The sequence below is a fragment of the Pedobacter sp. R20-19 genome, assembly GCF_000708265.2.
GTDB lineage: Bacteria > Bacteroidota > Bacteroidia > Sphingobacteriales > Sphingobacteriaceae > Pedobacter.
This window is the reverse complement of record NZ_JCKI01000002.1, coordinates 384,962-410,660: the sequence shown is the minus strand read 5'-3', so window position 1 is coordinate 410,660 and position 25,699 is coordinate 384,962. Positions and strand designations below refer to the sequence as shown.

General features: G+C 36.8%; 24 protein-coding genes and 2 tRNA genes. 10 read left to right on the top strand and 16 right to left on the bottom strand.

The window, feature by feature from the left end; translation table 11 throughout:
* Positions 1-48 precede the first annotated feature (48 nt).
* The 7 genes from AN34_RS05580 to AN34_RS05550 form a co-directional block, all read right to left on the bottom strand.
* Complete coding sequence (locus tag AN34_RS05580; protein ID WP_029283139.1) at positions 49-1,080, bottom strand: GntR family transcriptional regulator; 1,032 nt, start codon at positions 1,078-1,080, stop codon at positions 49-51.
* A gap of 60 nt (positions 1,081-1,140) precedes the next feature.
* Positions 1,141-2,520 (bottom strand): FGGY-family carbohydrate kinase, encoded by a 1,380-nt coding sequence (locus AN34_RS05575; RefSeq protein WP_029283137.1) that lies wholly within the window; start codon positions 2,518-2,520, stop codon positions 1,141-1,143.
* Positions 2,521-2,538: 18 nt separating this feature from the next.
* Complete coding sequence (locus AN34_RS05570; protein WP_029283134.1) at positions 2,539-3,819, bottom strand: TIM barrel protein; 1,281 nt, start codon at positions 3,817-3,819, stop codon at positions 2,539-2,541.
* A gap of 228 nt (positions 3,820-4,047) precedes the next feature.
* Positions 4,048-6,168, bottom strand: coding sequence for a bifunctional rhamnulose-1-phosphate aldolase/short-chain dehydrogenase (locus AN34_RS05565; protein WP_029283132.1), 2,121 nt, complete (start codon positions 6,166-6,168; stop codon positions 4,048-4,050).
* Between the two features lie 28 nt (positions 6,169-6,196).
* Positions 6,197-7,288 carry an L-rhamnose/proton symporter RhaT gene (gene rhaT / locus AN34_RS05560; protein ID WP_029283130.1) on the bottom strand — a complete coding sequence of 364 codons (1,092 nt, stop codon included), beginning with the start codon at positions 7,286-7,288 and terminating at the stop codon, positions 6,197-6,199.
* A gap of 274 nt (positions 7,289-7,562) precedes the next feature.
* Positions 7,563-8,030, bottom strand: a complete 468-nt coding sequence (locus AN34_RS05555) for a nucleoside triphosphate pyrophosphohydrolase family protein (RefSeq protein WP_029283128.1) — start codon at positions 8,028-8,030, stop codon at positions 7,563-7,565.
* Positions 8,031-8,140: 110 nt separating this feature from the next.
* Positions 8,141-8,623: a GNAT family N-acetyltransferase gene (locus AN34_RS05550; RefSeq protein ID WP_029283126.1), complete on the bottom strand. Its 483-nt coding sequence runs from the start codon at positions 8,621-8,623 to the stop codon at positions 8,141-8,143.
* 96 nt (positions 8,624-8,719) lie between these two features.
* Here AN34_RS05550 and AN34_RS05545 point away from each other — a divergent pair, with 96 nt between their 5' ends.
* Together AN34_RS05545 and AN34_RS05540 are read left to right on the top strand one after the other, a co-directional pair.
* Complete coding sequence (locus AN34_RS05545) at positions 8,720-9,070, top strand: hypothetical protein (protein ID WP_029283123.1); 351 nt, start codon at positions 8,720-8,722, stop codon at positions 9,068-9,070.
* A gap of 72 nt (positions 9,071-9,142) precedes the next feature.
* Positions 9,143-9,745 (top strand): hypothetical protein, encoded by a 603-nt coding sequence (locus AN34_RS05540; protein ID WP_029283121.1) that lies wholly within the window; start codon positions 9,143-9,145, stop codon positions 9,743-9,745.
* Positions 9,746-9,787: 42 nt separating this feature from the next.
* Here AN34_RS05540 and AN34_RS05535 read toward each other — a convergent pair whose 3' ends face one another.
* The 3 genes from AN34_RS05535 to AN34_RS05525 all read right to left on the bottom strand — a co-directional run bounded on the left by AN34_RS05535 (position 9,788) and on the right by AN34_RS05525 (position 12,088).
* Positions 9,788-11,371, bottom strand: a complete 1,584-nt coding sequence (locus AN34_RS05535; RefSeq protein ID WP_197285483.1) for a S41 family peptidase — start codon at positions 11,369-11,371, stop codon at positions 9,788-9,790.
* 313 nt (positions 11,372-11,684) lie between these two features.
* Positions 11,685-11,757: transfer RNA gene (locus AN34_RS05530), tRNA-Phe, on the bottom strand.
* 258 nt (positions 11,758-12,015) lie between these two features.
* Positions 12,016-12,088, bottom strand: a tRNA-Phe gene (locus tag AN34_RS05525).
* A gap of 229 nt (positions 12,089-12,317) precedes the next feature.
* Here AN34_RS05525 and AN34_RS05520 point away from each other — a divergent pair.
* Both AN34_RS05520 and AN34_RS05515 read left to right on the top strand, forming a co-directional pair.
* Positions 12,318-13,613 carry a (Fe-S)-binding protein gene (locus tag AN34_RS05520; protein ID WP_029283117.1) on the top strand — a complete coding sequence of 432 codons (1,296 nt, stop codon included), beginning with the start codon at positions 12,318-12,320 and terminating at the stop codon, positions 13,611-13,613.
* Between the two features lie 119 nt (positions 13,614-13,732).
* Positions 13,733-14,521, top strand: a complete 789-nt coding sequence (locus AN34_RS05515) for a (Fe-S)-binding protein (RefSeq protein WP_029283115.1) — start codon at positions 13,733-13,735, stop codon at positions 14,519-14,521.
* 41 nt (positions 14,522-14,562) lie between these two features.
* On the opposite strand, the gene AN34_RS05510 is transcribed toward AN34_RS05515, so the two are convergent.
* Entirely contained in the window at positions 14,563-15,027 is a 465-nt protein-coding gene (locus tag AN34_RS05510) for a hypothetical protein (protein ID WP_029283113.1), read from the bottom strand.
* A gap of 50 nt (positions 15,028-15,077) precedes the next feature.
* On the opposite strand from AN34_RS05510, the gene AN34_RS05505 reads away from it, so the two are divergent.
* Together AN34_RS05505 and AN34_RS05500 are read left to right on the top strand one after the other, a co-directional pair.
* The gene (locus AN34_RS05505; RefSeq protein WP_029283111.1) at positions 15,078-15,557 is read left to right on the top strand and encodes a hypothetical protein; all 480 of its coding nucleotides are present in this window, start codon (positions 15,078-15,080) and stop codon (positions 15,555-15,557) included.
* Between the two features lie 111 nt (positions 15,558-15,668).
* Positions 15,669-18,089, top strand: a complete 2,421-nt coding sequence (locus AN34_RS05500; RefSeq protein WP_029283109.1) for an AsmA-like C-terminal region-containing protein — start codon at positions 15,669-15,671, stop codon at positions 18,087-18,089.
* A gap of 107 nt (positions 18,090-18,196) precedes the next feature.
* Here AN34_RS05500 and mtgA read toward each other — a convergent pair whose 3' ends face one another.
* Positions 18,197-18,919 (bottom strand): monofunctional biosynthetic peptidoglycan transglycosylase, encoded by a 723-nt coding sequence (gene mtgA, locus AN34_RS05495; RefSeq protein WP_029283107.1) that lies wholly within the window; start codon positions 18,917-18,919, stop codon positions 18,197-18,199.
* Between the two features lie 91 nt (positions 18,920-19,010).
* On the opposite strand from mtgA, the gene AN34_RS05490 reads away from it, so the two are divergent.
* Both AN34_RS05490 and AN34_RS05485 read left to right on the top strand, forming a co-directional pair.
* Positions 19,011-19,793, top strand: coding sequence for a DUF1080 domain-containing protein (locus AN34_RS05490; protein WP_029283105.1), 783 nt, complete (start codon positions 19,011-19,013; stop codon positions 19,791-19,793).
* Positions 19,794-19,835: 42 nt separating this feature from the next.
* Positions 19,836-20,534 carry an SDR family oxidoreductase gene (locus AN34_RS05485; RefSeq protein WP_029283103.1) on the top strand — a complete coding sequence of 233 codons (699 nt, stop codon included), beginning with the start codon at positions 19,836-19,838 and terminating at the stop codon, positions 20,532-20,534.
* 148 nt (positions 20,535-20,682) lie between these two features.
* Here the strand turns inward: AN34_RS05485 and rplI are convergent, their stop codons facing one another.
* The 4 genes from rplI to AN34_RS05465 form a co-directional block, all read right to left on the bottom strand.
* Positions 20,683-21,126 (bottom strand): 50S ribosomal protein L9, encoded by a 444-nt coding sequence (rplI, locus tag AN34_RS05480; RefSeq protein WP_029283100.1) that lies wholly within the window; start codon positions 21,124-21,126, stop codon positions 20,683-20,685.
* A gap of 13 nt (positions 21,127-21,139) precedes the next feature.
* Positions 21,140-21,403 (bottom strand): 30S ribosomal protein S18, encoded by a 264-nt coding sequence (rpsR, locus tag AN34_RS05475; RefSeq protein ID WP_010599582.1) that lies wholly within the window; start codon positions 21,401-21,403, stop codon positions 21,140-21,142.
* Positions 21,403-21,759 (bottom strand): 30S ribosomal protein S6, encoded by a 357-nt coding sequence (rpsF, locus tag AN34_RS05470; RefSeq protein WP_029283098.1) that lies wholly within the window; start codon positions 21,757-21,759, stop codon positions 21,403-21,405. The genes rpsR and rpsF overlap by 1 nt, the downstream gene beginning before the upstream one ends.
* Positions 21,760-22,101: 342 nt before the next feature.
* Positions 22,102-22,695 (bottom strand): hypothetical protein, encoded by a 594-nt coding sequence (locus AN34_RS05465; RefSeq protein ID WP_029283096.1) that lies wholly within the window; start codon positions 22,693-22,695, stop codon positions 22,102-22,104.
* A 176-nt stretch (positions 22,696-22,871) separates the two neighbouring features.
* Between AN34_RS05465 and AN34_RS05460 the strand changes: the two genes are divergently transcribed.
* Together AN34_RS05460 and AN34_RS05455 are read left to right on the top strand one after the other, a co-directional pair.
* Entirely contained in the window at positions 22,872-23,744 is an 873-nt protein-coding gene (locus AN34_RS05460) for an AraC family transcriptional regulator (RefSeq protein WP_029283094.1), read from the top strand.
* 163 nt (positions 23,745-23,907) lie between these two features.
* Positions 23,908-25,698 carry a DNA polymerase III subunit gamma/tau gene (locus tag AN34_RS05455; RefSeq protein ID WP_029283092.1) on the top strand — a complete coding sequence of 597 codons (1,791 nt, stop codon included), beginning with the start codon at positions 23,908-23,910 and terminating at the stop codon, positions 25,696-25,698.
* Position 25,699 lies beyond the last annotated feature (1 nt).

The following is a 25,699-nucleotide window of genomic DNA, read 5'->3' as shown; positions in this document are numbered from 1 at the left end:
CAGGTTTTGAACACCCTGGAGATTTCAAGACCATTAACTTTTAAAGTTTTAAAGCGAATTTCTCAGATTGAGATAAAATGGAACGGCAACTTTTTCTGTTTTTCCGTTCAGCACAAATTCCGCAGCCTGCGTACCTAAAAAACTAAAATCGGTCGATATCGTGGTAATTCCATCTAAAATAATCCTCTTTAATGGGGTTTCATTATAAGAAATTACACCTACATCTTTTCCTATTTCAAGCTTTAGAATAATCAGCCGCTCAATTAAAGTAACTAAATCGTCCTCCATTAAGTTGATATAAACTTCACCAGGTTGAATTTCCTCTTCCTTAATATTATGAATTACCTTATGCGCAAATGCATATTGCTGGCAAAACCTGTAAAAACCACTTAAAATTTCTTGTGGGAAATAACTGTTCCTAGGGAAAATAATTTTGAGTGTGGTGTAATTAGAAAGTCGGCTAAGGGCTTGCTCTAAAGCCGCATAAATGTCTTGTGCAAAATTCTCATAAGCCGCAGCGTAATCTCCTGTTACTCCGGGTAAGAGCTTATCTAAAATAATTAGCTTCTCTTTTGGTATCGTGTTAATGACTTCATGTGCATTTTCTCCTCCTTCTAAAAAATGAGGAATAATGACAAAGTGCGTATAATCATCCTTTTTACTGATGATCATTTTCTTGAAGAAAACATAATCATTGTTATAGATGTAAAAATCAATTGCCGCATGCTCTCCGATAGCCTTGGTAAAGGAGTCGTAAATGATTTTTTTGTGGGTACTGAGTTTATTAAAAAGTAGACAAACCTTCAGTTTTCGGGTAAAATCGGTATTAATGATAAAATATCCTTTGCCTGGAACAGAGTCTACTACACCAAGTTTACGGAGATTGCGATAACCCTTTTCTGCAGTATCTCTTGACATTTCAAGACTGAAACTGAGTTCATTGATGGAAGGAAGCAAACTTCCTTTTTTCAACTTACCCATATCAATTCCATTCAAAATAGCATTGGTTAGCTGCTTATACTTTGGTGTTGATGAGTACTCATCAATTTGAATATAATGGAGGATATCTTCTGGTTTCAAACGATTCTTTGCTAGGGTTTCGAATATATGAAAAAATATGCTGCCTGATCAGATTTTGTATTATAACGTTCGCTGAATGGCAGAATAATACTTTAGGTTAATCATATCGGTTGGTGCAGGATTATCATTCCAAACGTTATTAATGGCCAATGCAGTTCCAATTGCAGTGGCCTGAGATACAGAAGAAGCATAAACTTCAATATCAGGCACGGCGCTAGCCAAGAGATGCATGTAAATGGCATTTTTTCCGAACCCCCCATCAACAAAAATTCTCCTTACGCCAGGATTTAGAATTAGCTTAAGCGAATAAACCTGTTGTTTAATTAAATCTATAATTAATTGATGATAAGCTTCTTCAGCTGTTTGGAAGATATTTAAATCACGTGCTGGGAAAGCTGAAGTTAATGAAAATGCCGTTTGTGCCTGTTGATTTTCGGGCACTTTATTAACGAGCTTTAAAACCAATCCGGGATTAAACTTTAAATGTTTAAACAGATATGCTGCACGATCAAAATGCAATGCAATTCGCTTAAGCTGCACTTCATGTTCATTCCCTGCAAAAATTCGGGAAGCCTTTACCGCCTTACCTTTAAAATGCATGTAGCACAAACAATCCTTCTTTAATTCATCTGCCTGAAGTGGCTCCTGATTAAAAGGATTAAGGCTAATACACCATGTTCCGGTAGAAATAAGTATAAATGGACTATTAAAATTAGCCAGATAAGGGATTAATGCGGCAGAACTATCATGCAAGCCCACACCAACACTTACTTCTTTGCCTTGGAATGTGGTTTTTATAGCGGTATCTGCAGGTGTAAATGCACCAAATTTTTGATCTATTTCTTCCGTTTTAACCCATTGGTGGTATTCATCTTTGTTGAAATCCCAGAGCTGGGTATGGCAGCCAATACTCGTAATATCAGCAACGGCTTTTCCAGTAAGCAGGTAGCTGAGGTATTGCGGTAAATGCAAGGCATACTTGATGCGATTAAACAATTCAGGCCTTTCACATTTTAAGCGATAGAGCTGCATACCAGAATTTAAACTTCCCAAAACAGGTGAAGCGGTTTCCAGAGAAATTTTCTCTTCTCCTCCATATTTCACATAAAATGCTTTTTTAAGCGCTTCAGGATATTCCTTTAAATAATTATAAAGTGGTGTTAAGGGCTCACCCTTTTCATCAAGATAAACAAAACTGGCACCATAGGTTGAAAAATTGATGGCTTTAATATCGAACTCTTTTAACTGCATCACTTGGTTCAAAGAATCGTATACGGAAGATTTTAAGCTTTCCAGGTTTTCGCAAGCTTCGCCATCTTCATCTACCGTTTCTACAAAACGTGCCGATCTTTCATAAACAATACTGTAATTCTCATCAATTAAAAATAGTTTTTTATTCGTTTTTCCAACATCAAATATGGCTACAACGGGTTTGAGCATTTTTATTTCCTCTTTCTATTATAAACCTGTAGCTACAGTATTTCCACGGTGGTTAACTAGGTTACTTCTCACGGCTAAATCGCGGTATAAGCCAATTGGTGCTAATGCTGCACCAGCTCTTAATCTCGCTTCAGCAACCAATGGTCTTAAATCACTACGGAAAGTATTTTGCAGAATTTCTTGCGCTTTTGCTACGTCATTATTATCCTGAGCAGCCTTTAGTGCATTTCTATCTACTAATAAAGCCTGTGCGTAAGCAATCATAATGGCTTCTACAGATTGCAGTAAATCTTCTAAAGGATCTTTCACATTGTGCGATGCATCAATCATCCAGCCTAAATCTTTTGCATGGTTCATGCCTTTAGCATCCATTCCTTCAACCAGTTCGTTAAAAATTAAGAACAATTGATAAGGCTTGATGCTTCCAGCAGTTAAGTCGTCATCACCATATTTAGAATCGTTGAAATGGAAGCCTCCCAGCTTTCCTTCCATCAAAAGTAGGGCTACAATCTGCTCGATATTGGCATTTGGTAAATGATGACCTAAATCTACCAGCGTGTAAGCTTTTTTACCCAATTTACTGGCATATAATAATGATTGACCCCAATCACCAACGGTTGTAGAATAGAAATTAGGCTCGAAGGCTTTATATTCTACGAAGATTTTCCAGTCTTCCGGTAAGGCTGCATATATTTCCTGTAAACTCTCCAGGGTATTTTCAAAGGCCTGGCGGAAGTTTAACTGACCGGGAAAACACGATCCATCAGCCAACCAAACGGTTAAAGCATCAGACCCTAAGGCCACCCCATGTTTAATTACTTCGATATTATGTTCTATGGCTTGCTTCCGAATGGCTTTATTTACATTTTGAAGTGAACCGAACTTATAGCTATGTGCCGAACCAGCCTGATCTTGAAAAGTATTGGAATTCATTGCATCGAACTTTAAGCCATAGCTGGAAGCCAAATTTTTTAAGCTTTCTGCATTTTGAGGGATATCCCATGGAATGTGTAACGATATGGCACCACTGGCTCCATTTAGGGCATGTAATAAACCTACATCTTCAATTTTTTCTTCGATAGTTCTTGGTTCACCACCTGTAATGGCGAAACGGCCGAAACGTGTTCCGCCGGTACCTAAGGCCCAACTTGGAATGGCAATCTGAAAATCTACCAACTTCTGGATAATGCTTTCCAAATCAACATGCGACCAGTCTGCTTTTAAAAAGTCAATCTTGCGCTGATGTGAAGTAGAAAGGGAATCGTTATGTTTTTCGATCTGGTTCTGTTCGATATTCATGGTTATACTTGGTTATTTAGGCTAATTATTGTGGCGATCAATCGCCTTTTTTTACCATTCTCCTTGTAAATAAGAATGATTTAAAGGATAATTTTAGCGGATTAAGTCATTTTCGGTCTGTGGAAACCACAGACCATGAAAACAACCTACTAAAACTAAATTTATTTATTTTTCAAAATTTTATAATCGATATAGAACCGATCATAAAATTAAATGCTTCACTATATTTTATCTTACAAAGGCCATGGCCACACCACCATCTACATTTAATACGTTACCTGTAGATTTTTGCAATAACCCACCTACAAAGGCAAAACATGCATTGGCGATATCATCAGGTAAAATAATCTGGTTTAGCAAAGTGCGTTTGGCATAATACGCTGGCAATTCTGCAACGGTAACACCATAGGCTTTTGCTCTACCTTCCGCCCATCCACCAGCCCAAATGTTGCTGTCGCTGATGACTGCATCCGGATTAACCACATTTACACGGATATTATCTGCACCCAATTCGGCAGCATTTAGTCTGCTTAAATGAAGTTGAGCAGCTTTTGCACTTCCGTAACCAGCATTATTTGGTCCGCTTACCAATGCATTCTTACTTACAATATTAATGATATCACCACCAACATCTTGCTTTTGCATCATCTTTGTTGCAGCCTTAGTAATAAAGAACTGGCCCTTCACTAAAACATCGTACAATAAATCCCAATCTTTTTCAGAGTGATCACCAATGGACTTAGAAATGGATAAGCCCGCATTATTGACCACGATATCAATCCCGCCAAAAGCCAGTGCCGCAGCATCAAAAGCGCCATCTATATCTTCCTGACTGGTCACATTTAAAAGTGCTGTACTGTAAGCATCTTTACCAAACTGTTTGGCAAATTCAGCTCCGGCCTCTTCCAAACGTTCTGCATTCATATCATTCAAAATCACTACGCCACCTTCTGCCACAAATTTCTTAGCAATGGCTTTACCGATACCGCCGGCACTCCCCGTGATTAAGGCAATTTTGCCAGTAAGTGGTTTTGGCTTTGGCATACGTTGCAATTTCGCTTCTTCCAGTAACCAATATTCAATATTAAAAGCTTCCTGGTGAGGTAAAGAAGTATAGGATGAAATGGCTTCAGCCCCTTTCATCACGTTAATGGCATTGATGTAAAACTCTGCCGCAACCCTTGCCGTTTGTTTATCCTTTGAGAAGGTAAACATACCCACTCCCGGATATAAAATCACCACCGGATTGGTATCACGAATAGCCGGACTGTTTGGATGCTTACAAGTTTCGTAATACTCCGTATACATTTCACGGTAAGCCTCAAACACAGGTAACAGTTTTTCTTTTATTGCCTTTACATCGGATAGATCAGCATCAATGGCCAAATCTAAAACCAACGGACTAATCTTCGTCCTTAAAAAGTGATCCGGGCAGCTGGTACCCATTGGTGCCAAACGCGAAAGATCATTGGAGTTTGTAAATTCTAAAACGCGAACATCATCGGTAAAATGACCGATCATGTGTTGTTTAGAAGAACATAAACCACGAAGTACAGGTGCTAAAGCAGCTGCTTGTTTTTTGCGGTTAACATCAGTAGCACTCTCTATTTTTTGTCCGCCGAAAACCGGGCCTTTTTTACCATAGTTCTGAGCAAGATAATCTGAACAGATTTCGATTACATCTAAAGTATTCAGGTAACTTTCGTAAGCCGTATCCCCCCAGGTAAATAAACCATGAGAACCCAACATGATTCCACGAATCCCTGGATTCTCATCCAAACATTGCTTCAATTGTAAGCCCAATTCAAAACCAGGTTTTTTCCATTCTACCCAACCAATTGTTCCACCAAACAATTCTTCTGTAATCTTTTTACCATCGGCAGCTGCAGCAATGGCAATAGCAGCATCCGGATGTAAGTGATCGATGTGTGCAAATGGCAGAAAACCATGTAAAGGCGTATCAATTGATGGTGCTTTAGAACTCAAATCAAAAATACAGTGATTAAAAAGCTCAACCATTTCATCTTCGTGTTCTACGCCACGGTAAATGTTTTTTAAACTGCGCAGGCGATCTACATAAAGAGCAGCTAAACCACTTTTCTTCAATGTTCCTAAATCACCACCTGATCCTTTAACCCACATTACTTCGGTTTCATTACCGGTAAGCGGATCTTTTTCCATTAACTTGCATGAGGTATTACCGCCACCATAATTGGTCAGACGCAAATCAGCGCCCAACAAATTAGAGCGATAAATGAGCAATGCAACTTCATCTCCAGCCAGTTTTGCGGCTTCTTCTTCATCCCATAAGTAGCTTACGTACTTATAATTTGTTTCTTTAACAGACATGTATATTAATGATTACTTTTTTTATTTATTATTTAATTGAATTCCCATAACCCACAATCAGCACCGAAATAATGATGGTTAATATGCCTGCTATGATGGTAGTTAATGTTTTCCGTGATACACCCTTCCATTCTTTCAAAATCAAACCCCACACGTTGGCAATCAGGATGATAAATGCCATGTGTAAGATCCATGAACTCGCACCATTACCCATCTTGCTTTCTCCCATTCCGTAGAAAAAGAACTGTAGAAACCATGTGGTTCCGGCAAGTGCAGAAAAGATGTAATTTTTTAATAAGGGAGTCGATTTTTTAGTGTAATCTCCGAAGGTTTTATTGCGTACATTCAAAATCATGCACCAAATAAAATTAGTGGTTAAGCCTCCCCAAAGCACTACCACGTAGGTTACATTATTTTGAAAAAGGAAGTTACCGGTTTCTGACGGATGGGCAGCTTTCCAGATCTGGTTAGCTGCATCGGCCATCGGTTTCCCTGCTTCTAAACCAAAATTAAAGCAAGCACTCAATACGCCTGAAACGATTCCGACAAATAAGCCCAGACCAAATTTAAATTCTGTTTTAACTTCGAGGCCATGTGGATCAGTAATATCTGAATTAATTTCTTTTTCTTTCATCACCCCTGCCTTACCGCAGATGATAATGCCAATTACACAGACAAAAAGCCCGAGCATAACCATTCTGCCCCAATCGGTTTGCACAAACATGGTGAAGGTATCTTTTCCTTCCTGCGGAAAAACATCAAAATAAATAGACGGTAAAATTGACCCGATGACCATTGATAGCCCCAGAATAATACTGCTACCCAATGATACGCCGAGATAGCGAACACCTAAGCCATAAGTTAAGCCACCTATACCCCAAAGCACACCAAAAAAATAGGTTAAGGTTAAAATATGGCCATTGGTAGTGGCTATAATTTCACCAAAATTTGGAATAGTTAAATACGCAGCTAGAGGTGGTACAATGAGCCAGGAAAAGATTCCACCAACAATCCAGTAGCTCTCCCAGGCCCAGCCTTTAACTTTCTTGAATGGGATATAAAAACTTCCAGATGCGAAACCACCGAAGAAATGAAAAATGACGCCTAAAATTGCCTGCATGCTCTATATTGGATATTTGGTTGGTCCAAAATAGAAATTAAGGCATATTTAACTGTCATGCACTGTTATGTCGGTTTACTTGTATTGACGATCACTCGAGTTAGAAGACGATAAAATCATGAAGTGATTTAACGCTCATGAAAAAAGAGCATTAGCGTAATCTCCTCATTTCCGCAGTGGAGAAATCTTTGAAGCTAAACAATGGAATCCGCGGGCAGTAATAAAAAAAGCCGGCGAATTTGCCGGCCATAAAATAACTTGATCTAAAGCTTCATTAAAGCAAATGTGATTTCAAATCGGCTGGCGAATAATTAATTGATTTTAAGGTCTTGTCATCTCCTTTTCTGAAAACCAGAAACAATCCGTCAACCTCTTTATAATATGATTCCGTTTGATCTTTGTCGAAATAATGTTTAATAGTCAATTCCGCTTCTTTTACTGTTTTGCAGGCCTTGCTCATATTAGAGCGATGCACTTCATCAAACAGCGTTTTAAATTTACCACCTAAACCAAATTCATGTATAGCACCGGCCAAAACATATTGCAAGTCACAAAGTGCATCGGCTACTTCAACTAAATCGTCGTTTTCTACAGCCTCCTGTAATTCTTTTAACTCTTCTGCCAGAAGCGCAATTCTTAAGTTTGCCCTTTGTTTTGATGGAATAGTAGGCGTTTCCAAAATAGGGTGTTTAAAAGTAGTATGAAATTCTGCAACCTGATTAAGTGAATTTGTTTCCTGCATGTGGTTTGGTTTAATTTTATGGCACCAAAAGTAAAAAAACAGCAAGACTTATCTAAACATAATTTAAACATTGGCAGTAAAGCAGCAATGATCTCACGGGTTATCTCTCTTTATAAAACGAGTAGCATCCAAACGTTACATGCAAAATGACCTGATTGACCCAAAGGCGCCGATAGCTTTTTAAATCCGGCTTTTTCATACATACCAATAGCAGTAGATAATTCAGGAAAAGACTCCAGGTAAATTTCATTATAACCAAATTGCTGTGCAGAGGAGATACTTTTCTGCATCAGCATTTTGCCAACCCCTTTACCCCTCGCCGCAGCAGCTGTATATAATTTTACCAGTTCTACACAACCTTCTGGCAAACCTGTTGTTGGAAAAATTCCGCAGCCCCCAATAATGTTACCATTTTCTTCTGCAATCCAGTAAGCCGATTGCGGCACTTCAAAAACTTTAGATAGATAATCCGTTGTCGGATCTGTATAAACAGTTCCAGGTTTATCAATCTTAAACTCTCTTAATACTGTCCTGATTAATGAAGCAAGCTCCTGATTATCCTTTTCTTCTATTGCTCTATAAATAATGGCCATGATTTTTTTCTCAAAGTTAAGAGTTGACAATGATGCACTGAAGAAATTTGAAACAAAACTGCAGTTCAATTCATTTAATAAAGAAAAGATATTACTATGGAAAACGATAAAATAACAGACGAAAACAAAAACGAGCATCCAAAACCGACAGATGAGGTTCAGAAAGAGATTGAAACCGTAGTGCCATCTGCTCACAAAGCAGAGGTTACACCAGGTAAACCTGAGAAATATGATGAAGTTAAAGATAATCAGTCAACCGATGAATCAGAATCTGAAGAGGGTAAAAAAGTAACTGAAGGCGGAGATACTGACCAAAGTGAAGAAAAACCATCTGCTACAAATGAATCAGAAACTAATCAGGAAGCCGATATTGAAGAGGACACAGATAATGAAGGTGAAGAAGGTTCGAATAATGAACATAACGGAATTGAAACGGTAACCCCATAAAGTATCATGCTAATTTTTGTTAAAGCTTTCTTACTGCTGAAATAGTTTTACTAATTTACCGTTATGATTAACATGAAAAATACACTATTGTTATGCCTCTTTACCCTAACTATATTTGGTTGCGGAATAAATAGGCAAGCACAGCAAATTAAAGCGCTGGAAGATTGCACTTATAAAATTACAGGGGTAAAACAAGTATCAATTGCTGGTGCAGATATTAAGCAATTAATGCAACAACAAACTTTCAGTTTAACCAGTTTACCTGGCGTAGCACTTGGTTTGCTAAGAAAAGATATTCCACTTCGGGCAAACCTGAATCTGGAAATCACTAACCCCTCTAGTAATTTAGCTGCCATCAACCAGTTTGAATACAAAATTCTGGTCAATAATACGGATCTAGCTCAAGGCATCGTAAATCAGAATGTAAGTATTGCTCAAGGACAAACAGTTACCGTTCCGGTACAATTGGTGAGCAATATTTATGGCCTGGTATCCAATGGAAATGTTTTTAATGACATCATTAAAGCAGCACAAAAAGGTTCTTCTTCAAAAGACGAAAAGCTTGGCCTATTAACAATTAAAATTAAGCCCACCTTTATGCTGGGAAATACTCCGGTAAAGTATCCTGGATACATTACCATCAATAAAGACATCAGTAGCAAAATTCTGTTATAAAACAAAAAACCCTCGCCGTATCAATCAGCGAGGGTTTTTTGTTTAAAATTTCTTTCCGGGCTTAAGTAACATGCCTTGAAAACTGTGTTGATCAAGGCTTTTAGCTACCTGCTTGAGTTCCGCAGAAGACAATTTTTCAGGCATTACAGTTGACGAAGCTTTCAAACTTGCTGTTTTCGCTGAAGTCGTTACAAAACTTCCTGTTCTGGCATATAATAGCGCATAGCTTAGCAATGTCTCCGATTCGTCGCCCCAGGTTTTAGTTAAATCTTCATAGGCCTCTTTATCAACCGTTAATCCGCTGTAATATCCACCTACGCCAGCCTGGTTTTTAGTTTCAAATTCAGGAACATACATATCTAGTTTATCTATTCTTATCGGGAAAAATCCTACAGGTTTGCCATAGGTGGTCTCGCCAATCAGTTTTACGTCCATTACAGGTTTTAAACTATTTATAGCCAGCTCACTTGCTGATGCTGTAGATCCACTTACGATGAAATATATTCTTGATAAGGTTAAAGATCCAGATTTTGCAAAAAGTTCAATATTATCTGTTGATCCTGAAGTGTAATCTAAATCGGCATAAGTGGCATACTTCCCATTTACGCCTGTTGTAAACGGCTGGAGTTTGTCATCACCATCCAATAATGGCTGGTGCGCAAGGATAGATGCTTTTCTTTGTGCTGTTGTGATATTCTGTAAATAGTTGTTATAATAAGTAGTATACATAACCTTACCATTCTGCGCAATTGGCGCAGCAAGGTTAATCAGATCAGTTGCAGTAGAAACATAGCCACCACCATTATACCTTAAATCTACCACCAGTTCTGTTACACCCTGTGATGCGAAATTGGAAAAAACAGTTTTTAATGCAGCTGAAACATTATTGGTAAAGCTATTAAAAACAAGGTAACCAACTTTCTTGGTACCAACCGTATAGGTGTTAGTATAAAATATAGGGTTAACGGTATAGCTAGATGAATTTATAGTTACCGATTTAGTTACATTATCTAAACCTACAAAAGTAAGCGAAATAGATGCATTGCTGCCAAAAATAGCATCATTCAAAAAGTTTATAGTAGAACTGCTATAAGTTAAATTGGTTCTACCATTAATACTGGTAATTTTGCAACCTCTTGTTAAACCTTGAATACTGGCTGGTGAATTTGGATAAACATATTTTACCCTTAAATCCGAAGTGGTTTGATAATTAACGGAGAAGCCATAATCATTTGATGTTCCGTTTACATCAGCTTTCAGAGCAGACACCTTAGCTGTCGTAGCAATATAATCGAAAAAAGAATATTTTGGATCGCTGGAGCCATTTACATATTCATAAGGTTTTCCGGTAGATGGATCTGATGAATATTGGGTAAGGGCATAAAGTTCAGCTTCGTTAGAACTAAAACTACGTGGTTTGAAAGCATCATAAGTAGGCAATGAAGTATTCCAGTAATAAAGTTCTTTCGTATAAAGAAAAATGGAATCTTTAGTTAATTCATCTCTGCTGGCAGCTACGGGCGTAACAGGTTGTTCGGGTGTAGCGCTCTCTTTCTTACAAGCCATTAATAGGCTTGTAGCCATTAATATAATAGCTGTGAAGTAACTGTATTTGTGATATTTCATATTTGCTTTTATAGTGGATTTTTTAGATATACGAGGGTTGCCATTGAAAAGATGCTGCGCCATAAAATTAAATCATTTCATGAACTAAATTTATTCTTAATTATTGTAATAACTCATTCGTGTATCGATAATAAATTACAATTAATCGATTAAATTACTTTTGACTGAGAATTGATAGGTATGGTAATGGTTCTAAAAATAAAATGGAATTGGTCAATAAAATAGGCCAAAAACCTTTGAAGTAGAAAAATTGAATGATTTCAGTATAGACTAAAAACAATAAAGCCTTTCATTTCTGAAAGGCTTTTGGAAGTGGTGCCACCTGGATTCGAACCAGGGACACAAGGATTTTCAGTCCTTTGCTCTACCGACTGAGCTATGGCACCATCCGTTTGGGATTGCAAAGGTAGTATTATTTTTTAAAGATCCAATTCTTCTTTATTTTTTTGTTATTTTTTTTCAGATACGTTAACATCAATAACATGCTTTAAAAAAATATTTTCCAAACCCTCTATTTCATCCATAACCTCGACAATACTTTTAAAACTAAACATGAAATAAGTCTAAACAAATTTTTATTATCCGGCGAAAAACAAAAGGGTTAAAACCAAAAAAGCCTCTCATTTCTGAAAGGCTTTTGGAAGTGGTGCCACCTGGATTCGAACCAGGGACACAAGGATTTTCAGTCCTTTGCTCTACCGACTGAGCTATGGCACCATCCGTTTGGGATTGCAAATGTAGCGTTCTTTTTTCAAAAGCAAAATTTTTTTTAAATTATTTAATCGCAGAACTGATTATCAATCATTTAAATTTTAATTAGATGATTAAACTAATCAAAATCTACCTTAGAATGAGTACAAACAAATAATTTTGCGCTTTTTTTTATGCATGCATAGCAATTTATTTAGATTATTATCCTAATTTAGCATAAACAATCTAATATTGCATGTTGGCTCAGATCATTTTTCTAGTAATAACACTGGCAGCAATTGTGCTGTTTACCATTAACTTGCGTAAGATTATTCGCAATATCCGGCTTGGAAAATCTGCAGACCGGAATGACCAACCTCAAAAGCGGTTAATGACCATGCTTAGGGTGGCATTTGGTCAATCTAAAATGGTAGTGAGACCAATTCCTGCTTTCCTTCACTTTTTTGTTTACATCGGGTTCGTAATTATTAATATTGAAGTGGTTGAAATTATGATCGACGGGGTTTTCGGTACGCACCGGATCTTTCATGGTCTGGGTGGTCTTTATGATTTCCTGATTGCATCATTTGAAATATTGGCCTTTACCGTATGGGTGGCCTGTGTGATTTTCCTCATTCGCAGAAATGTGATGAAATTAAAGCGCTTCAGCGGTGTAGAAATGACCTCCTGGCCAAAATCAGATGCCAACTACATTTTAATTACCGAAATATTATTGATGTCTGCTTTTTTAATGATGAATGCCGCAGACCTTAAATTACAACTTTTAGGTTCTTCACATTACACTACAGCTGGCGCATTTCCAATCAGTCAGTACCTGGTTAACCTTTTACCTTCTTCAGAAAACGCTTTGGTAGCCATAGAACGTGGCTGTTGGTGGTTTCACATCATTGGAATCCTGGCATTTTTAAATTATTTACCCTACTCAAAACACTTCCATATCCTTTTCGCTTTTCCAAACACCTATTTTTCCAATCTGGAGCCGAAAGGAGAATTTACCAATATGGCATCAGTAACCAATGAGGTTAAAGCCATGCTTGATCCTTCTTTCGTTCCGGCGGAAGCCGAAGCTGGAAAATTTGGAGCCAAAGATGCAACAGACCTTTCCTGGGTAAATTTGATGAATGCCTATACCTGTACGGAATGCGGAAGATGCACCTCTGTTTGCCCGGCGAATATTACAGGGAAGTTATTGTCTCCAAGAAAGATTATGATGGATACGCGGGATAGAATTACAGAAATTGGGAAAAATATAGATCAAAAAGGCGCAGAACATCAGGATGAAAAATCTTTATTGGATGATTATATTACCAGAGAAGAAATCTGGGCCTGTACCAGTTGTAATGCCTGCGTTGAGGCTTGTCCTGTGAATATAGATCCGCTTCAAATTATTATGGAGTTGCGTAGATTTGCTGTAATGGAAGAATCTCAGGCACCTGCCAGTATCAATGCCATGTTAGGAAATATTGAGAATAATCAGGCACCGTGGAAATATTCACCAGCTGATCGTTTTAACTGGGCGCAGGAAGATTAGTCTTTAGTCTGGAGTGGTGAGACAAAAGTCTTCAAATAAATAATTTAACACATGAGTAGTGGTTTCAAGTTTTGATCATTAAGACTAAATACCTGCTACAAATACTTGATACTTAAAAGATGGAATTTAAAGTACCTACAATGGCCGAGCTAATGGCTGCAGGTGAAGAGCCGGAAATATTATTTTGGGTAGGATGTGCCGGAAGTTACGATGAACGGGCACAAAAAATAACCCGCGACATATGCAAAATCCTGCATCATGTAGGTATTAAATATGCCGTTTTAGGAACTGAAGAAAGCTGCACGGGCGATCCTGCCAAACGTGCGGGTAATGAATTTCTTTTCCAAATGCAAGCCATGACTAACATTGAGGTCTTGAATGCATATAACATCAAGAAAATTGTTACTGGCTGTCCACACTGTTTCAACACGATTAAAAACGAATATCCGGGCCTGGGTGGAAGCTATGACGTTATTCATCATACCCAATTGATTCAGGATTTGATCAACGAAGGTAAACTAAAGGCAGAAGGCGGAGAGAGTTTTAAAGGTAAAAAAATTACCTTCCATGACCCTTGTTACTTAGGCAGAGGAAATGGTGTTTACGAAGCACCAAGAAAAGCACTGGAGGTACTTGATGCACAATTAGTAGAAATGAAGCGCTGCAAAAGCAATGGCCTGTGCTGTGGTGCTGGTGGTGCCCAAATGTTTAAAGAACCAGAAAAAGGTAAAAAAGACATTAACGTTGAGCGTATAGAAGAGGCTCTGGAAACAAACCCACAATTTATTGCCGCAGGTTGTCCGTTTTGCATGACGATGTTAAGTGATGGAATAAAACTTAAAGATAAAGAGCAGGAAATTAAAGTATTGGATATTGCCGAAATTACTGCAAGGGCAAATGGCCTTTAGCATTTATAATTAAACCTTATAGATTTTACAATCTATAAGGTTTATAAACCACAAATTTTGGTCAGGTTCTCTCTGATAGCATTTAAATCTTCTGCCTCTATATTTTTAAGGGGAATAATTACCTGGGTAGCCATAGAATCTACGTCTCCTCCCCTGTCATTATAGGTTTGAACAATAACATCATCACCTTTGGTTCTTAAATAAAGTCTGCCGACAGCAGTAGACCCTTCATATTCCATATCTTTAAATTTTGCTAACTTAAATGCGAAATATTCAGTTTTACCGTTATTAAAATATCTTTTGTAACGACAAAAGCCATTGTTAGTAATATTGAGTTCGTAGCGTTTAATTTGTTTAGCTTCCTGGCTGATATCATAGTGTTCAGTGAAGGATTTCTGCAAATAACCAACATACTGCTCTATGGATTCTGGATCTGAAAAAGCGAATAATAACGTTGCTACAGCTGAAATAAAGCTTAATTTCAAGCACAGTGTAAACTTTTTCATAAGGGGATGATTTAGGGTAAACTAAATTAATTAAAATTATAAATTTGTATATGAGTTTTTCTCCACAATCAAGAGTCTGGATCTATCAAAGCGATCGTAAATTTACCGCAGTAGAAGAAACAGCGATATTAAATAAGTTAGCCACATTTACCAACCAATGGAAAGCGCATGGAAATGAACTATTGACAAAAGCAGAAATTCGCTATAACTATTTTATTATTTTAACCGTAGATGAAAGTCAGGCTGGTGTTACCGGCTGCTCTATTGATAGTTCTGTAAGGTTGATAAAGGAAATTGAACAGGAATATCATGTAGACCTGTTTAACCGTTTTAACATTGCCTATAAAGTGGGCACCGAAGTGAAGGTTCAGGGTAAAGAAGATTTTGAGACGCTTGTAAATATTAAACAAATTACACAAGATACAATTGTTTTTAATAACATGGTGCAAACATTAGCTGATTTGGAAGCTAAGTGGGAAGTTCCTTTTAAAGATAGCTGGCATTCTACTGTATTTTCACACTTATTATAATGCAATAGGATTTTTTGCCGTGCGGCTTTAATCTCAGCGTTTGTTATTTTTAGTTAAGCCTAAAACAATTAGATCAAAAAAGCATTATATTGCTATAATCAAATTCTGTTTATGAAGCGCTGGCTCAAAATCTCCTTAAAAATACTTTCTACAATTATTATTCTGGTTATCTTAACCTGGCTTGCTGGTGCCTTTTATATTAGTCGTAACAAAAAAGAAATATTATCATCCATATTGGCTCAGCTCAACAAAAACTTAAATGGGCAAATCACGGCAGGTAGTATGGAGCCTACGCTTTTAAAAAGCTTTCCCGGCGTGTCTGTATCATTAAACGATGTTTTATTAAGAGATAGCTTATGGGCACAACATAAGCACGATTTGCTTAAAGCCAAAGACATTAATGTTTCACTAAATATACTATCTCTGATAGTTGGCAATGTAAATATCAATCGAATTGCCATTAATGATGCTGCCGTGTACATTTATACAGATTCTACCGGATACAGCAATACCAGCATATTTAAAAGCAAACCCAAAACGGAAGAGAAAAAATCAGCGCCTAAATCTTCTGCACTTGAGGTAAAGAAAATTGATTTTAACCGTGTAAGTTTAATCCTCGACAATAAAAAACGCTTTAAGCTATTTAATTTTAATATTGACCAAATTCAGGGTAGAATGCAGTATCCTGATAGTGGCTGGACAGGTAAGATAAAACTTAAAACGCAGGTTAATAATTTCGCCTTTAACACCAGAAAAGGTAGTTTTTTAAAAGGTAAGTCACTTGAAGGAACTTTATCAGCCCATTACAGTATTGAACTAGATGCGGTAATTCTGGATGCAGAAGTCTTAAACATTGGCGGACATCCCTTTAAAATAGGTGCAAAAATAGATCTTGGTAAATCTGCTTTCGCCATTAGCATCGCTGTAGATCAAATATTATTCAGGAATGTAGCCTTGTTGCTTTCTCCAAATATTTCATCCAAGCTTTTAAAATTCGGGATAGAGAAACCGATTGATATTCGAGGAAATATTATCGATGATGGTTCAGGGAAGTATGGAGATCCATTAATACGTGTGGGCATTAAAGTTCGTGATAATGTCCTATCCATTCCGGCAGGAAAATTAACAGCTGCCAACTTTGATGGTTCCTTTACAAACCAGGATACAGTGGGAGGAATTATTGGTGATGAAAATTCTGCAATAAAATTTCATAAACTAACCGCCAAGTATTTTAACGCACCCATCAAGATCGATACATTTACAGTAAATAACCTTGCCAGGCCTATTGCTACCGGACTGGTGACTTCTCAGTTTCCACTTACCAATCTAAACAATTCATTAAGTACACAAGACTTTGAATTTAAAGCCGGAACTGCAGATTTAAGACTTTACTGCCAGGCAGATATAGATAATTTTCGATTCACGAAACCAGTTATATCAGGGGGAATCAAAATTGCCAATGCCGATATCATGTACCTTCCACGTAAGCTTCATCTGGTAAAGAGTGCGCTTAATATTGTTTTTAATCAGAATGATCTTTCTATTCAGGATGGGCATTTTCAACTCGGCAAAAGTGAACTTAATGTGAGTTGCAGTATTGCTAATTTTGCAAACTTATATTATTATGATCCCGAAAAGATTTTAGTTAATCTTAAAATGCATAGTCCTCAACTTTATTTAAACGAGTTTATGCCATTCTTAGGACCTAGAAGCACTAAAAAGAAAACGACATCAAATCAGTCTATGAAAACTGCCTCAAAACAGTTAAGCAATGTGCTGGAGGTATCCAAAATGAATATTAACCTTACTGTGGGTAAGGCAATCTATGATAAATTTCTGGCAAAAAATCTTGCAGCAGATATTTCCCTTCGTGGCAACGGTATATTCTTTAATAAAATAATCGTGGAGCATGCTGGTGGAACACTATCACTCAATGGAAGCATTGTTCAACAAACTGGTTCAAATCTCTTTAGTATTAACTCTAAAGTGAGTCATGTAAGTGTGAAGGATTTCTTTTACTCTTTCGATAACTTCGGGCAGAATACCATTACGAATAAAAACCTAAAAGGCTATTTATCCTCTTTGGTTGACATATCGGGCAGAATATCGCATACTGGTAAAATCATTCCACGATCTATAAACGGAAAAGTAATTTTTAATCTCAATAATGCAGCCCTGGTGAATTTTGAACCGATGGTGAACGTAGGTAAATTCGCATTTGCCAATAGAAATCTTTCTAATGTTGAAATCAAAAAACTAGATGGCACACTTAATATCAAAGGAGATAAGATAGCAATTAGTCCAATGCAGATCAACTCCAGTGCATTGAATTTTAATGTTAAAGGTATTTATGCCTTAGGTGCAGGAACCAATGTTGAAATGGACATTCCACTAAGAAATCCTAAAGGTGATGAAAATTTAACCCGCCAGGAAAAACGTGAAGCCAGGATGAAAGGAATTGTACTTCACCTGAAAGCCATTGATGACGAAAAAGGTGGAATAAAAATCCGATGGAATAAGGATCATGATTAGGTAGTCGGGAGTCTTGAGTCCTAAGTCTTGAGTTCGGAGTTTTAGTCATTGATACATATTGAAGTGGCAAAACTAAAGACTTTAGACTGGGGACTTTGGACTAAATACTAAAAATCCAACGGGCCTAACCTGTTCATATTTCTTAAAATCAAATATTGGCGATGTCGGATGTATGGTGTTGCATTTTTTGGTGTCCATCTTCTTGGATTGGGGAAACATGCGGCAATCAGCGCGGCTTGTTTTTTAGTTAGTTTTACACAAGATTTGCCATAATATTCTTGCGCAGCTGCTTCAGCACCATAAATCCCATCTCCCATTTCAATTACATTAAGGTACACTTCCAAAATCCGCTCTTTGCTCCAGAAGATTTCAATAAGCAATGTAAAATAAGCTTCAAAACCCTTTCTAATCCACGATCTTCCAGGCCATAGAAAAACGTTTTTCGCGGTTTGCTGTGAAATTGTGCTTCCACCTTTAACTTTTTTGCCCTTTGCATTACTGGCGAAAGCTTTTTCAATTGCTTTCATATCAAATCCAATATGTTGTAGAAATAGCTGATCTTCTGCTGATACTGCTGCCCGTTTCATATTGTTAGACATATCCTTAAAATCAACCCATTTCTTTTCTGTTTTAAATGATTTTCCATCAGCTTTCCGTTCAATATTGCGAAGCGCCATTAATAGTGTTAAAGGCGGGTTAATAAAACGATAAGCGATTACCCAAATAATAGAAACAAATAGAAAATAAAGAAAAACCTTACTAACGATATTAATAATCTTCTTCGATAACGGATTTTTTGAGTTTGATTTCGAGGGTCTTCTTTTGGACATGGCATAAAGGTAGGAGAAATTAATGTGGTTTATATCACACAACAGATGTAACACCTGTAACGTTTTTTGTATTTTGCCTAAAATCATTGATATGAAAAACCTAGCCTATCTAACCTTATTTATAATAATAGCCGGATGCTCAGCCAGTCGCAACCACATACCTGCAAAAAGCGAATGGACTTCACTCTTCAATGGGAAGGATATTAAAGATTGGAATGTAAAAATCCATCATCATGATTACAATGAAAATTATGGTAACACTTTTAGGGTTGAGGATGGGATGATACGGGTAAGTTATGATCAATATGGAGATTTTAATGACCAGTTTGGCCACCTGTACTATAAAACACCCTTTTCCAGTTACCATTTAAAATTGAAATACCGCTTTGTTGGTCAATTACAAAAGGGAGCACCGAGTTATACCTTAAGAAACAGTGGCTTAATGTTTCACAGCCAGGATCCTAAAACGATGCCTAAAGAGCAAGACTGGCCAATATCCATTGAAATGCAATTTCTAGGTGGTTTAAGCGATGGCAGGCCCCGTCCTACTGGCAATATGTGTTCTCCAGGAACTGAAATTTTTTATCAGGGAAAGTTATATCCTGAACATTGCCTGGATTCAAAATCAAAAACATATGATGGCGATCAATGGGTTTCAGCAGAATTAATTGTATTGGGCGATTCTTTGGTTAAGCATATCATTAATGGAGATACCGTTTTACAATACAGCCACCCACAAATTGGCGGCGGCGTAACTAATGGATTTGATCCTAAATTAAAAATTGATGGAAAGGCACTTAAAAACGGGTTTATTGCTTTGCAAAGTGAGGGCCAGCCTGTTGATTTTAAAGATATCTTTATTAAAAAACTTTAAATTTTGAGATAAACATTTTATAACTGATTACGTTAATAAGATATGAAAGTAGCATTAATAACAGGAGGAAGTAAAGGGATTGGATTTGGAATTGCCGAATCACTCTTAAAAAGTGGCTATAAAGTGGCCATTACCAGCAGAACAATAGACAGTGCAAACCAGGCTGCATCACAGCTAGTTGCTCATGGAGATGTTTTAGCAATCGAGGCTGATGTGAAAAATTTTCAGTCGCAGCAGGGAGCTGTTAATTTAGTGGTTGAAAAATGGGGCCAGCTAGATATTTTAATAGCCAATGCTGGTGTGGGTGCTTTCGCTCCTATAGACGAAATCGATATTGAACAATGGAACGACATCATTGATACCAATTTAACTGGTGTATTCTATAGCATTAAGGCCAGCGTTGATGAAATTAAGAAAAACCAAGGTTATATTTTTACCATTTCAAGTTTAGCCGGAACTAACTTCTTTGCAGGAGGTTCAGCTTACAATGCCAGTAAATTTGGCTTAACAGGCTTTACACAATCAGTAATGCTTGACCTTAGAAAATACGGGGTGAAGGTAAGTACCATTATGCCAGGTTCTGTAGCCACTCATTTTAACGATCACAGTCCAGATGCTGAAAGCGATGCCTGGAAAATTCAACCAGAAGACATGGGCAAATTGATCGTAGATTTATTAGCGATGCCAGCAAGAACATTGCCGAGTAAAATTGAAATCAGACCAACAACGCCTAAAGGGTAAATAGTGGTTAGGTGGTTAGGTGGTTAGGTGGTTAGGTGGTTAGGTGCAACCAAATAATAGTTTTATAGTTTTTTAATATTCTAATATAAAAAAAATGCCTTTTGATTTGCATCAAAAGGCATTTTTATAATTTCTATAAAGAAAATGCTTATTCAGCAATTACTTCAAAAGGAACCTGAACTTTAACTTCTTTATGTAAGTTTAAGTTAGCAACATACTCGCCAACAAATTTTGGTTCAGTTTCGAAAGTAATACGACGACGGTCTACATCAAAACCTTGAGATTTTAATGCTTCAGCAATCTGGATCGTATTAACCGCTCCGAAGATTTTTCCGCTTTCGCCAGCTTTAGCACCGATAGAAAGTTTAACAGATGTTAAACGCTCAGCGATACCTTCAGCATCTTTCTTAATTTTATCTTGTTTAAATGCAGCTTGCTTTAAGTTCTCAGCTAAAACTTTTTTAGCAGAAACGGTAGCCAATGCTCCAAATCCTTGAGGGATTAAATAGTTACGACCATAACCTGGTTTTACTGTAACTACATCATCTTTCTCACCAAGGCCTTTAATATCTTGTTTTAAAATAATTTCCATATCTCTGAGCCTCCTATTTTAATTGATCTGCAACGAAAGGTAACAAACCGATGTGACGGGCACGTTTAACTGCCTGAGCCACTTTACGTTGGAATTTTAACGAAGTACCAGTTAAACGGCGTGGTAATAATTTACCTTGATCGTTAATAAATTTCAACAAGAAGTTTGCATCCTTGTAATCGATGTATTTAATTCCGTTTTTCTTGAAACGGCAATATTTTTTACGGTTATCCTCTACTTTAGGGGCTGTTACGTATTGAATTTGTTCTCTTGCCATTACGCTGCAACCTCCTTAGTTTTTTTGTTAAAAGCACCACTACGCTTTTTCTCATTGTAAGCAACAGCGTGTTTGTCTAAACGGATTGTTAAGAAACGTAACACACGCTCATCGCGTTTTAATTGAAGCTCTAATTTTGCGATCAAATCACCTGAAGCTTTGTATTCAGTTAAGTTGAAGAATCCGTTTGATTTTTTCTCAATTGGATACGCTAATTTTCTCAAACCCCAATTATCCTCTTGGATAATTTCGGCACCGTTATCAGTAAGAACTGCTTTAAATTTAGCTAATGCCTCTTTTGCAGCCTCTTCAGATAACAATGGGGTTAGAACGATAACAGTTTCGTACTGATTCATTGTTATAAATTATGTTTTTAATTTTTTAATCCCGAGATATATTACGGGGATGCAAAAGTAACAATATATTTCTTAAAATCAAAGCTTTAATTAAAAAGACTAAAGTAGAAAAAGGAAAGCTAAAGCAGAAAGCTAAAAGCCAAAAGCCAAAAGCCAAAAGGATAAAGCAGAAAGTTAAAAGGCTAAAGAGCAAAGAATGTAAGGCATATTAAAAATCCTAAATAATAATACCAGGCATAAATACCTAACACACCTTACTTGGTAACAAAACATCAATTTCAATATAAATAAAAAAAGAGATCACCAAACGGCAATCTCTTTATCAATTAGCAATATTTAACCTTAATATAATTCTATCGTTTTAGAGAACTGTTTACCTTTTACATTAATTACAAAGGTAAGTGACTCAGAATCTGTTTTGCTGATATTAAACTTCCGTTGTAATACAGATTTGTTTTTAAAAACCTCTGTATAAACATTGTCGTTATATTCGTTCATCACCTGAACTTCAATAGGATTACCTTCTTCGTTCTCCACTTTAAGAATGATAAAGTCTCCATCTTTTTTAATTAATGGATGAAACAAGTCAGAAAATACCGGCTCAGAAACCGTTGCCTTACCATTATATATTCCAACTTTATAATTAGCTAATTTAGTATCTGATTCTATTTTAACAATATATTTCCCATCAGGTAATGCATTTAAGTCATAAAGTTTGCTGGTAGCTGTTTTTGCCTGAATATTTTCCTGAAACAGGATTTCATTATTGTTTCCAATAATAGAAAGGGTAACATTTTCATTCCCTTCAAAAGAAAAGCGAAGTGATTTTTCCTTATCATCTTTAACCTTTAAAGTGAAATCACCATCTTTTGCATAAACACCATTAGCGGTTAAAAACAACACTGCAATTAACCCGATTTGTAAGAACTTTTTCATAATTAAATAGCTTTAAGCGTTAACAATTAATTTATACTGCTAAATTACTACGCTTTTAAAAGCAGAAAAGAAACCATATTTTCCAATATCTATGCAAAATTAACCTCAACCATAAATTTTTATCACAGAAAGATCAATACAGCACATTTTATTGTTATTTTTGTTTATAATAAATCATGAAAACTTTAAAACCAAGCTTTGAAGTTGTAGAACCTTCCTTCGGGAGTTCTTTTTATTATTCTAAATACGTGGAAAACGAGAATAATAAGGCCCACTTATGGCATTATCATCCGGAAATAGAAATGGTTTTTGTAAATGGTGGAGCGGGTAAAAGGCAAATCGGGAGCCATGTTTCTTATTATACAGAAGGCGACCTTATATTAATAGGAAGCAATTTACCTCATTGTGGATTTACAGATACCCACACCGGAAACAAAAACGAAACCGTAATCCAAATGAAACCAGATTTTCTGGGCAGTGGTTTTATGACCCTGCAAGAAGCCAAATGGATTGGTGAATTGTTTGATAAGGCTAAAGGTGGTATTGCCTTTGGCGAGCAAACCAAAAAAGAAGTAGGTAAACTCATAGAGGATATGGAGCTCCAACAACCCTTTAATAAACTACTAACATTGCTTGGTGTACTAAAAGCACTGGAAGCAACTAAAGATTTTAAAATTCTGAATGCTTCAGGCTTTTCTATAGAAACACAAATTCAGGATAATGACCGGATAAACATGATTTTTAATTATGTAAAAGATCATTTTCAGGAACAAATTAGCCTGGAAGATGTTGCTGAAATGTCGGCCATGACGGTTCCTTCTTTTTGCCGGTATTTTAAAAAAATCACCAAAAAAACTTTTACCCGTTTCGTAAATGAATACAGGGTGGTTCATGCTTCCAAACTTTTATCTGAAAAACATATGGGCATTACAGCCATTTCTTATGAAAGTGGATTTAACAATTTCAGTCACTTTAACAAAATCTTTCATGAGTTTACGGGAAAAAGCGCATCTGAGTATCGGAATGAATTGAAATCAATTATTAAGTAGTATAGTGTGAAGTATTGAGTATTAAAACTCATTTTCTGAGTTTGGTGTTTACAACCAAACTAAACTTCTTTAATTCAATAGCTTTCCACTAACTAAGACCTTACTTTTCAACATTTAAATTTTTCAACCCAACAACATCCAAAAATTTCCTATTTTCGTGCCGATGGAAAATTTTATTGTTTCTGCCCGTAAATATCGTCCGGCCACGTTTGAAACCGTTGTTGGGCAACAGCATATTACAGGTACTTTAAAAAACGCCATTAAAAATAATCAACTTGCTCAGGCATTTTTATTCTGCGGTCCGCGTGGTGTAGGAAAAACCACCTGTGCCCGGATTCTTGCAAAAACCATTAACTGTACGAATCCTACAGCGGAGATGGAAGCCTGCGGACAATGTGATAACTGCTTATCTTTTCAAAACGGACATTCTTTTAATGTTCATGAGTTAGATGCAGCATCTAATAATTCTGTTGATGATATCCGTAGTTTAATTGAACAGGTCCGGATTCCACCACAAGCTGGCAGATATAAAATTTACATTATTGATGAGGTTCACATGTTATCGCAAAGTGCATTTAATGCCTTTTTGAAAACATTGGAAGAACCACCTTCTTATGCCATTTTTATTTTGGCTACCACAGAGAAGCATAAAATTCTGCCAACCATCCTGTCCCGTTGTCAGATTTTCGATTTCAATCGCATTCAGGTAGAAGATATTTCTAACCATCTGGCTACTATAGCGCAGCGAGAAAATATTGCATTTGAATCCGATGGACTGCACATCATTGCTCAAAAAGCAGATGGAGGGCTGCGTGATGCACTTTCAATGTTTGATCAGATTGCAAGTTATGCAAATAAAAACATCACTTACAAAGCAGTAATTGATAATCTTAATATCCTAGATTACGACTATTTCTTTAAGCTTACCTCCTATTTAACAAATGCTGAAGTAAGCCAAACCTTACTCCTGTTTGATGAAATTTTAAATAATGGTTTCGATGGCAATAACTTCATTAATGGTTTAGCTACCCATTTCCGAAATTTACTGGTGGGTAAAGATGCTGCAACTATCAAATTGTTAGAAGTTAGTGAAAATATTAAACAAAAATATTTAGACCAATGCAGGCAGACGGAATTATCATTTCTATTGACAGCCTTAAATTTGGCTAACACTTGCGACCTAAATTATAAAAACTCTAAAAACCAGCGTTTACAGGTAGAATTGGCACTCATCAAAATGTGTCATGTCCGATCGGTCGTCAATTTAGCCCAACAGCCTTTAAGCCCTAATAATACAGCAACTGACCAAGATCAGGATAAAAAAAAAACTGATGTCGTAGCTGAAAAAGCTGAAAGTGAAAAGATTAAAGCTGAAAGCGAAATCCTGCCACCAAAAGTTGCCCCCCCCTCTTTGCCACCTGTAGAAGAGAAACCAAAAACCATTTCCCCTTCTTCAGCAACATCGATCAGCATTAACATTCCTAAAAAAAATGTAGGTACTTTAATCCCCTCATTAAATGACCTGGAGCGACTTGCTAACGGAGAGGAAGATAATGGGCCTAAAAAAGCTACCGGTGAGGCCCGCGAACCTTTCACTTATGATCGATTACTGGAAGTATGGAATCAGTACATTCAAATTTTAAAAAGTACAGATAAGATCAACCTCTTTACCATCCTGAATAATTTTGCTCCAAAACTCCTTAGTCCGGTATTGATTGAGATTTCAGTGGAAAGCAAAACACAGGAACAATTTGTGGTTCAGGAATCGGTCGAACTGATGAACTTCCTCAGAAATCAGTTGCAAAATTTTGCCGTCGATATTACCTTTAAACAGGTGGAACGGAAAATTGAAAACAGATTGTACGGCAATCGTGAAAAGTACGATTATCTGGTAAACAAAAATCCCAAACTAGACGAATTGCGCAAGAGGTTTAATTTAGATATTAATCCGTAGA